We start from the raw sequence: 8,187 nt of genomic DNA, 5'->3' as shown, positions 1-8,187 counted from the left end.
TTGGCTATCAAAGCGCTTGCTCATCGCTTTTGACAACTATTTAATATTATCAGATTTTCAATTGAAATGCAAGCAGTTTTTTGAAAGAAACAAAACTTGAATTTGGCATTGAAAGTCGATTGCTTTAACGCAACGAAAACTAGTTTACCAAGATTTCGAAAGCTGGTCAAGTACAAATTTAAAAATCCAGTCAAAAAAAGTCTTTTGCATCTTCCATCCATTCGCTACGTCGTTTAGAAAGTGTCGAAAAGCCAATATTCAAACGATAGTTCGTCCAATAGTGGTGGGTTGAAAACCGACCATTTGCTGATTGTTTAAACACTTCATAATTAACCGAATTACTCCTGGTAGATAGACTTATTTTCCCTGTATATTCATCAATATCAATAATTAAAGAACTAACTGTCTCTCCCACGCTAAATAGTTGATTGATATCTTCTACATATCCTGATTGGCATTCTGATATATGGATCAACCCTTGATTTTGATTTCCCAAATCAACAAAAACGCCATATGGCTGAATGCCGGTGACAACACCCTTAACTTTCATACCAACTTTTAATCCCAAATCAAGCACTCTCCTATAAATGACTCTCAACATGTCCGAACGTTAAACAGATCCATGACATCCTGTTTAACGATTTTTAATCACAAAAATCTCAAAGTACTTTAACTAACTTCATTAACCACCCTTGACATAAAACAGAGCTATCCAAAAGATTGATTTTTGTTTAAACTCTAACTTTAGTTATAAAAAACAACATTAATTTGGTAAAATCATATGTAAATCAATCGAAAGGAATGATCCTGTGAGTACCCTTATCGATTTTATCTTACACATCGATGATCATCTTATTAATATTGTCAACACGTTTGGAAATTCAACTTATCTAATCCTTTTTGCAATCATTTTTATAGAAACGGGAATTGTTATCTTTCCGTTCTTACCAGGAGACTCATTGCTATTCGCTGCGGCAGCTTTAGCTGCTAATGCAACTTATGGATTAAACATTGAATTATTTGTCGCTCTTTTCTTAATTGCTTCAATAACAGGTGACTCCTTAAACTTCTATTTAGGAAAAAAATTCGGAGAACTAATTCCTAGACATAAAGTCTTAGGTAAGTTTATCAAAGAAAAGGACTTAGATAAAGCACGAACATTTTTTAATAAATATGGTGCAATGGCAATCTTCCTTGGAAGATTTATGCCAATCATTAGAACATTGATGCCTTTTGTTTCAGCAACAAGCGATTTTCCGTATACTAAATTCATCAAATACAATGTCTCTGCCTGTATCGCTTGGGTCGCAATCTGTTGCGGTGCTGGATATTTCTTCGGAAACATTCCAATTGTGAAAGAAAACTTTTCAATGGTGATTATAGGAATTGTCATAATTTCTTTAATCCCGGCATGTATTGGATTCATTAAAGCAAAAATGACACCCGAAAAATAGCTCAAAGGGCCTATCTTCAATTCAAGGAGATGGGTCTTTTTTAATAACTCATATACGAAACAGCAAAATTTCGATGCTCACATTCCTTCGCTTGCCATGATTTCCAATAAAATAAAAAAGCACCGCATAGCAAGTGTTTAACTCACTATGCGGTGCAATGCTTACTGCAGTAAGGAGAGTACAGGATTTGAACCTGCGCGCCGGCGCAAAACCGGTTCGCCGGATTTCGAGTCCGGTGCATTACCACTCTGCCAACTCTCCACAACAAATAACATTATATCAATTGTCAGGACACTTGTAAATTATTAATTCCAGTGATTGTCATGTTAAAAGCCTTTAGCGGATTCAAAGCCCAAAACAAGTCTCATTGCCTATTAATAAAAAGCGTCGTTAAGCCCAACTCATAAAGAAGTTGACTTAACGACACTTTTTATTTTCTAATATTTTAAAAGCGTGAAGAAATCATAGTCTTTAACTTTTTCGCGTCCCTTAAGTTCGGTTAATTCAATCAAGAAAGCAGTCCCAACAACAATGCCGCCCAATTTTTCAACCAACCTAATTGTCGCGTCAATTGTGCCTCCTGTGGCCAACAAATCGTCTGTTACCAAAACCCTTTGGCCAGGCTTAACGGCGTTTGTACGCAAGTATAAGGACGATTTCCCATACTCTAAGCCATAACTCTCTTCAATGGTTTCACCGGGAAGCTTATTCTTCTTTCGCGCAGGTGAAAACCCAACACCCAATTTGTAGGCAACAGGACAACCAACAATGAAGCAACGTGCCTCTGGTCCAACGATCATTTCGACATTTCGGTCTTTTGCAAATTGAACAATTTGATCGGTAGCCGCGCGATAAACCTCCCCGTTTTCCAACATTGGTGAAATGTCTCGGAATAGAACACCCGGTTCCGGAAAGTCGGGATAAGACGCAATATACTTAGAAAAATCGATTGACATATTCTTTCTTCCTTTCATCAGTTGTCTAAATAACCTTTGACAAAACTGACTAATTCTTTCGTATTAGAGACCAATAACGCTTTTTCGGTCTTTACTTGTTCTTGCCTCAAGTGATAACTTGGAGCCGACTTTAAATCCTTAGAAAGATAATGAGGATTCAAATTAATGATCTTATCGTGAATTGTAATAAAATCCAGTTCTAAAAATACTTGAATCATAAATACAACCGTTCTTGAAGTAAGATTTAATTGCTTTGCTAGTTGTTGCAACTGAGTTCCAATATTTAAATTTGGATTGTTTTTAACGAACCTAAATAGTTTAGCATAAGAACTTCGATCTGGCATCCCTATTCTTGAAATCAAACGCTTTTTATACAGATACAAAACCGTGGTTTCAGGATGACTGTGGCGAAGCACAGTTCCCAAATCGTCCACAACATCGGGGCAATCGACAATAAACAATTTTGTCCCTACAATTTTATTAGATGCTAATTGATCGTACATTAGAGCCGAAGAATCGTCATTGATATAACCCTTTAATTGGGTAAAAACATTTTCGTGAAAAAAGACGTATGTGCCAAGTTGACTAAACATTTGTTTATGAAGCTTCTGAGTCCGCTCATCAACGATTGGTAAGGCTATTTGCTTCAAATCACTCACCATTAATTGAATAGTGGTGTGGTTATTCCAAGTGTTTTCATTGATTTCCCCAGACACTTTTATTGAAGCCGAGCCATTGGAAAGTTGTCCAGCAGCTGCTCCCCGGCCAAAAGCAACTGCAGTTAAACGGCTCTTATTCTTTACCAGGCTAAAGCGAAGATGATCACCGGTTTTCCCCATCGTTTTCACATCAATGAGTTGGTCGTACTCAATCTCAAAAACCGGTTTGGGGTTGTCCTGACCAAAGGGCGCCAGCACATTCAAATTTTTAATAAACTGATTATCAATCTGATCGGCAGAAATTTTAGCAGCGATATCCAACGTTGGTTTCTGACTCAAATCAAGTTCTTGGTTCCCGGCCGCTTTTTCAAGCTGGTCCTTTAAAACAGAAATCTTGTCTTTATTAATGGTAAGCCCAATAGCGGAATGATGACCACCAAATCCAATTGTTTGATCTCGGATAGGGTCAATAGCAGAAAAAAGATCAAATGACTCAACACTTCTCCCTGATCCTTTTACTTGATCATTACCATGTTGAGACGTTAAAACAATTGTCGGTCGACCATACTTCTCCACCAATTTGCTGGCGACAATTCCCAGTACGCCCTGATGCCAATCATCACCAACAACTACCAAGGTTGAGCGATTCTCTGCATCACCCGAGGACTCGACCATCTGAACAGCTTGCTGGTAAAATTCATCAACCAGTGACTTACGACTATCATTTTGATGATCGGCAAATTCAGCAAGTTCAGTAGCCTTTTGATCGTCAAAAGTGGAAAGCAACTCAACACCAATATTTGCATCGTCGATTCGCCCCAACGAATTAAGCCTTGGTGCAATGCCGAAACCGATATCCTGCTCGTCAAACTTGCTTAAGTCAATATCCGCAGCTTTAATCAATGCCAAAAGACCAGGACGTTGTGTATTTCTAATGGCATTCAAACCGAATTTAACAATCGCGCGATTCTCATCTTTAAGGGACACAATATCAGCAACGGTGCCTATAGCTGCAACATCAATTAAATCAATTGGTAAATCTTCCATTAATGCTTGAGCAACCTTGAGAGCAACTCCCGCTCCCGATAGGTCACCAAATGGGTATGCCTGTCCCTCTTGGTTTTTAACACGTGGGTGAATAATTGCGTACGCATTGGGTAACACTTCCGGTAACGAATGATGATCTGTGACTAACACATCGCAATGCAAGGAGTTAGCAACATCAATTGCCTCATTTCCGGCGACACCATTATCAACGGTAATAATCAATGTCGTACCATTATTTATAATTTTCTTAAAGGCGTCAACGTTTGGACCATAACCGTCTGAAAAACGATTCGGAATATAATAATCAACATTTGCTCCTAAATCGTTAAGCACTTCATACATAATCGTAGTGCTGGTAATGCCATCAGCATCATAGTCCCCATAAACGGTGATTTGTTCTTCGTTTTCAACTGCGTGTTGGATTCGTGCAATCCCCTTTTTCATGTCATGCATCAAATAAGGGTCGTGAAAATCTTTCGACGATGGCGTCAAAAAGTCCTGAGCAGCTTCCTCAGTGCTAACACCTCTTTGAAGTAAAATTGATGCGATAAGCGGATCAATTTTTAATGCCTCGCTAAGTGCCTGAACCTGCTGTGGATCAGTATTCTGCTTAATTTGCCATTTAAATTTTGAATCAATCATAAAAAACACGCTACCTTACTTTTGGGATGACAGTTTGTCAGTTAACTTCTCGATTTCTGATTCTAAATCACTAATCTGTTGATCCTTGGCACCAATTTCTTGTTTACCGGATGAATTTTTCAATCTAGTTTCCAGTGCTTTAAGACTATCTTGTAAATGATTAATTTGATCAGTCAATTCTTGCTGGCGTTCATCACTTTGATTCTGAAGTTCTTTATATTCTCGATTTTGTCGAATATTTTGCGTAGAAGAAAATAGAAAAATAATCAAAGCCCCGATCAGTAAACAAACCAAAATTAGCAATACCAGTGGCATTTCAACCGAAGTAAAGCCAAAACTAACATCAACTTTTTCTAAATTCAGCATTGCAAAAACAGCAATTAAAATAATCAGAATAATACTGATTATTGTTGTAACTTGTTTTTTCAAAATGCACATCCCCCTAACCACATAGTTGTGCAATATTCTTTAATTAAACCAATACATCTAAAAGATCATTGCACTTAATATCTTTTGAACTAAAACAACTGTTATTAACTAAGCTTTTTAAACGGAATGTCAATCACGTCAAAATCTTTGACAACTTTTGTATTCGGGAAAACAACTTTTGCCTGTTTTTCAAGTTCATACACTAATTTACCTGTATAGCGGGCAGAAATATGATTGAGTAATAGTTGTTTGACGTGTGCTTTCTTGGCAATTTGTGCTGCTTGAACATTTGTCGAGTGATAATGACTTCTTGCAAGTTTGGTTTCGCTTTTTCCAAGCGTACTTTCATGAACCAAGACATCAGCATCCTGGGCCAATTTAACCGCATTCTCCGTCTTACGAGTATCACCAATAATTGTCACAATTCTGCCGGGTTGTGCAGGACCAATCATCTGTTTACCATCAACGACACGTCCATCATCAAGTGTCACAGTTTCTCCTTTTTTAAGGCGACCATACACAGGGCCTGATGGAATATGAAGTTGAGTCAACTTATCAACCATCAATTCGCCCGGATGATCATGCTCCACAACTCGGTATCCAATACTTAAAATCCGGTGGTCAAGGGGTGCAGCGTAGACAGAAAATTTGTTATCTTCAAAAATGAGTCCATTCGTTTGCTTTGTCAGTTCATGGAATCGAATTTTATAAGATAAATGACTTTCTGAAATTTTTAAGCTTACTTCGACGTACTCCTTAATTCCCTTTGGACCATATATGTCAAGAGGCTCAAAGCCTCCTTGAAATGAACGGCTACTCAGTAATCCTGGTAAGCCAAAGATATGATCACCATGGAGATGACTAATAAAAATTTTGTCGATCTTTCTGGGTCTAATCGTTGAACGTAAAATTTGATGTTGAGTTCCCTCCCCAACATCAAATAACCAAACTGAATTAATTTCATCCAGTAACCTAAGTGCTAAACTTGAAACATTTCGAAACTTTCCCGGAGATCCAGCTCCGGTTCCTAAAAATTCAATTTGCATCATTTATCGTTTCCTTAACTCTTATAATCGATCAGTGGTTTTGTATACACCACTGAAAAGCAATTTCAATTGTATCATAATTTAGGTAAAATAATCATTAGTAAGGAAGGTGAAGCAGATGAATCTTGATGAATTTTACCGGGCAAGCGCCACCTTGGATTCAAAATTGACACTACTTATTTCTAAAGATGAACACTTTATCCCCATCAACCAATTAACTAGAGACGATCATGTACTTTTCTTAGGATCAGTGTCAAAATCCCAAAGCGGCACTGCTACTATTACTTTAGACCAATTTATGACCCGAACCAGACTGCTGCCTGCACAAACAAATTTACGAACGTCAAATAACCACCAGCTTGTATTTGGGTTTAGAATTGTTAATAAATCAATTGTTTTTTACTAGGGGTCGAAAAAATGAAAAAATATCAAGTATCACTGGCGTTAGGAATAATTCTTATTTTAGGACTAGCTGGTTGTAATGGAAATAAGCAGAGCAACCAACATCAAAACAAAGAAAAAGCAGCTATGAGTGCGAAAATGGCTAACGACGATAGTTCAGCTTCAGAATCAAGCAGTACGAGCAGCAGTCTCACCCATTATAAATATAAAGTTCCAAAAAGTGAAAAGCAGAACAGAGATTATGTAGCCGACGGTCATTTAACCAATAAGCATCAATTTAGTTATGATCGCTTTGGTACAAAACAGCAACTGGCAAAAAAAGCCACGCCTTCATCAACATTCAACAGTGATAAAGTGACTTACCGTATACTAAACGTACGAGTATTAAAGAACTCGGCCAAAACCAGTGCCGCAAAGCAAGCAGCTTCTCAAGTACTCAATCTGTCTAGTGTTCCTGATACTTACTATACATTTGTCATTAATTATGAGGTTACCAACCAACAGCAACAGACAATCGCTTTAAATGGCGTATCTTCTGTTAAAACTAATCAGGGACAGACGCTTCAAACATCCAACCAACTAACGGATTCTTCGGCAGGTAGTCAAATTCCTGCGGGAAAATCCCGCCAATTCGTGATGAACGGTTATCTTTATCATTACGATAAAGATCCAGCATCAAATTTAGCCATCAATTTTGGGCCAATATTTGATACTAAAGGAACTAAAATTGCTTCAGCTCCTTCTCATGCTTTACAAGTGACACTTTCCTAATGATCAATCATGCCCCACAGTAGTCCCATGAGTCATGTTGAGTTGTGATCACTTTAATTATGTGAACAGGCCATACAAAAAGAGGTACGATCAAAAATCAACTTTTTGATCGTACCTCTTTTGATTACAACAATAAACTGATTGAATGTGTGTACATCAACCTGCTTGTAAAATAGTCAAACTCAGCTCGCCGGCATTAACTGATGTGCAATTTCTTTTGCCACAAGATGTGTGTAATGAATATTCCCTTGTGGATTTGGATGAACATTGTCCTGCCAGAACCAATCTGAACGATTAACACTATAACTATGCCAATCAATAACATAAAAGTTTTTATATTTTTTAGCAGCCATACCAAGCGTAGCGTTGACTTCTGTTTCCCAATTTCTTGTAGGAACATGGGTATTAACCCAGAAGATCCGATGTCCCTTACCAATCGTCTTGACAACTTTGGCGATTTGAGCAGATGTCATTGGTGAATTAGTTCCCAAATTGATTAAAACGTTAGGTGCCAGCTCCCCCCTCTTTTTAAGAGCAGTTAACACTTCCCCTGCTTGCCAAATTTGTCGGCCAACCTTGGCAGAAACATATGCTTGTTTAAAAACCGTTTGCAAATCATGACTATTATCTGCCATAATCGAATCTCCAACAGCCGTCAACGGTTGATGTGAGGCAACTAAATATTGTGCTTTGCTTAAACGATATTTTTTAGCAATCAAATATTGTTTACGGGTTAACTTTTTGGTCATTAAAGCGTGCATTTTGCGTTTATTCTCAGCTA

Annotated in this window: 9 protein-coding genes and 1 tRNA gene; 3 read left to right on the top strand and 7 right to left on the bottom strand. The window is 37.8% G+C overall.

What is annotated here, in order from left to right; all coding sequences use genetic code 11:
• Window positions 1–190: 190 nt before the first annotated feature.
• Window positions 191–601 carry a CvfD/Ygs/GSP13 family RNA-binding post-transcriptional regulator gene (locus tag HMPREF0519_RS12500; protein WP_003561408.1) on the bottom strand — a complete coding sequence of 137 codons (411 nt, stop codon included), beginning with the start codon at window positions 599–601 and terminating at the stop codon, window positions 191–193.
• Window positions 602–809: 208 nt separating this feature from the next.
• On the opposite strand from HMPREF0519_RS12500, the gene HMPREF0519_RS12495 reads away from it, so the two are divergent.
• On the top strand, window positions 810–1,454 hold the full coding sequence (locus tag HMPREF0519_RS12495; RefSeq protein ID WP_003555313.1) for a VTT domain-containing protein: 645 nt from the start codon (window positions 810–812) through the stop codon (window positions 1,452–1,454).
• 172 nt (window positions 1,455–1,626) lie between these two features.
• On the opposite strand, the gene HMPREF0519_RS12490 is transcribed toward HMPREF0519_RS12495, so the two are convergent.
• From HMPREF0519_RS12490 to rnz, 5 genes are all read right to left on the bottom strand, one after another.
• Window positions 1,627–1,715, bottom strand: a tRNA-Ser gene (locus tag HMPREF0519_RS12490).
• Window positions 1,716–1,891: 176 nt separating this feature from the next.
• Window positions 1,892–2,410, bottom strand: a complete 519-nt coding sequence (locus tag HMPREF0519_RS12485) for an adenine phosphoribosyltransferase (RefSeq protein ID WP_190870486.1) — start codon at window positions 2,408–2,410, stop codon at window positions 1,892–1,894.
• 17 nt (window positions 2,411–2,427) lie between these two features.
• On the bottom strand, window positions 2,428–4,758 hold the full coding sequence (recJ, locus tag HMPREF0519_RS12480; RefSeq protein ID WP_003636709.1) for a single-stranded-DNA-specific exonuclease RecJ: 2,331 nt from the start codon (window positions 4,756–4,758) through the stop codon (window positions 2,428–2,430).
• A gap of 15 nt (window positions 4,759–4,773) precedes the next feature.
• Window positions 4,774–5,196 (bottom strand): LapA family protein, encoded by a 423-nt coding sequence (locus HMPREF0519_RS12475; RefSeq protein WP_003555305.1) that lies wholly within the window; start codon window positions 5,194–5,196, stop codon window positions 4,774–4,776.
• A gap of 95 nt (window positions 5,197–5,291) precedes the next feature.
• Complete coding sequence (rnz, locus tag HMPREF0519_RS12470; RefSeq protein WP_164479063.1) at window positions 5,292–6,233, bottom strand: ribonuclease Z; 942 nt, start codon at window positions 6,231–6,233, stop codon at window positions 5,292–5,294.
• A gap of 118 nt (window positions 6,234–6,351) precedes the next feature.
• On the opposite strand from rnz, the gene HMPREF0519_RS12465 reads away from it, so the two are divergent.
• The gene (locus HMPREF0519_RS12465) at window positions 6,352–6,639 is read left to right on the top strand and encodes a hypothetical protein (RefSeq protein ID WP_003636708.1); all 288 of its coding nucleotides are present in this window, start codon (window positions 6,352–6,354) and stop codon (window positions 6,637–6,639) included.
• Window positions 6,640–6,650: 11 nt separating this feature from the next.
• Window positions 6,651–7,406, top strand: coding sequence for a hypothetical protein (locus tag HMPREF0519_RS12460; protein WP_003561418.1), 756 nt, complete (start codon window positions 6,651–6,653; stop codon window positions 7,404–7,406).
• 182 nt (window positions 7,407–7,588) lie between these two features.
• Here HMPREF0519_RS12460 and HMPREF0519_RS14500 read toward each other — a convergent pair.
• Window positions 7,589–8,187 (bottom strand): SGNH/GDSL hydrolase family protein (locus HMPREF0519_RS14500; RefSeq protein WP_003636706.1); only part of this gene is annotated, 599 nt, incomplete at its 5' end.

It is taken from the genome of Lentilactobacillus hilgardii DSM 20176 = ATCC 8290 (assembly GCF_000159315.1).
GTDB lineage: Bacteria > Bacillota > Bacilli > Lactobacillales > Lactobacillaceae > Lentilactobacillus > Lentilactobacillus hilgardii.
This window is presented reverse-complemented; position numbering and strand designations above follow the sequence as displayed.